Annotated in this window: 3 protein-coding genes; all 3 read left to right on the top strand. The window is 43.6% G+C overall.

Translation table 11 applies throughout. The features are described 5' to 3' along the window. On the top strand, positions 1-558 hold a 558-nt coding region (locus A3766_RS03320), incomplete at its 5' end, for a DUF1538 domain-containing protein (RefSeq protein WP_068641678.1). Positions 559-602: 44 nt separating this feature from the next. Further along, entirely contained in the window at positions 603-953 is a 351-nt protein-coding gene (locus tag A3766_RS03315; RefSeq protein ID WP_068511238.1) for a P-II family nitrogen regulator, read from the top strand. Further along, positions 950-1,365: CBS domain-containing protein (locus tag A3766_RS03310; protein WP_068641676.1), on the top strand; the 416-nt coding region annotated here is incomplete at its 3' end. The genes A3766_RS03315 and A3766_RS03310, both read left to right, overlap by 4 nt.

Here is a 1,365-nt window from a genome sequence, read left to right as displayed (position 1 = left end):
GCTTTTATAGCAGGAGCGAGGGATATTGGTGCCGATGCACTTCAGTGGTTTGATTATTATTGGGTCTATCTGTTCGCCTTTGCCATAGGATTTAGTACCACGATAGCAGAGCCCTCTCTAATAGCTGTAGCGATCAAGGCGAATGAAGTATCGGGTGGTGCGATCGGCATTTGGGGTTTGCGTATTGCCGTCGCAATTGGTGTAGCAGTAGGTATTTCCTTAGGAACTTATCGTATCGTTACCGGAATTCCGATCCATTATTTTATTATCTCTGGTTATGTGGTCGTCGTAATTCAAACTTGTTTTGCACCCAAACTGATCGTCCCTTTGGCTTATGACTCAGGTGGTGTAACGACATCTACTGTAACTGTGCCTTTGGTTGCAGCCTTGGGTTTAGGCTTAGCTGAAACAGTACCTGGGCGAAGCACTTTGATTGATGGTTTTGGTTTAATCGCTTTTGCTAGCTTATTTCCAATAATGTCGGTGATGGCCTATGCGCAAATTACTGAGTATTTGGCTAAGCGAAACCAACAACAGGGCTTGGCACAAGCTGAATAAGCTCTGTACAGAGTTTGTAGAGAATTTCGAATAGGGGAAAGTACATGCATTTTAAATTATTGCTGGTGTTTGTAGAGGATGACAAAACCGATAAGGTCATGAAGGCTGCGCGAAAAGCTGGGGCGACTGGTGCCACAGTGATCAACCATGCCAGAGGCGAAGGGATTAAAAAGAGTAAGACTTTTTTTGGCCTGACCCTGGAGACTCAACGGGATGTCTTGCTGTTTATAGTTGAAGAGCACTTAAGCCGGCATATATTAGAGACTATTGGACAGGTAGGCGAATTCGATACCAGTCCGGGTACGGGAATTGCCGTACAGTTAGATGTTGAAGATGCTGTGGGCGTCTCGCACCAAATACAATCTATTGCAGCTAAAGTCGAGGAAGAGTTATGAGTCATACCAATAAAACGGTTGTTAAAATTAAGGATGTCATGCGGAGTAACTACGTTGAAATGGACGGCATGATGACCGTTAAAGACGCCTTGATTCAAATGAAAGAGCATAATGCTAGCTACGTGATTATCAAAAAACGTAATGAGGATGACGAGTACGGCGTTGTGATGCTGTCAGATATCGCTAAAAAGGTATTGGCAAAAGATAAGTCACCTGATCGCGTTAATGTCTATGAAATTATGTCTAAGCCCGTTGTCAGTGTCCCACCTGAAATGGATGTGCGCTATTGTGCTCGTTTATTTGATCAGTTTGGCTTGGCGAGTGCGCCAGTTATTGATGGTAAAAACGGTAAAGTAGTGGGTGTGGTAGGTTATAAATCTTTGGTTTTTGAAGGTATTTTAGTAGAGCAGCA

The sequence above is a fragment of the Oleiphilus sp. HI0132 genome (assembly GCF_001635845.1).
The sequence above is the reverse complement of the archived record's forward strand: the minus strand, read 5'-3'. Positions and strand labels throughout refer to the sequence as shown.

Coding starts and splice junctions, on each gene's coding strand:
- A3766_RS03315 (WP_068511238.1), top strand. CDS start 603: ATGCATTTTAAATTATTGCTGGTGTTTGTAGAGGATGACAAAACCGAT.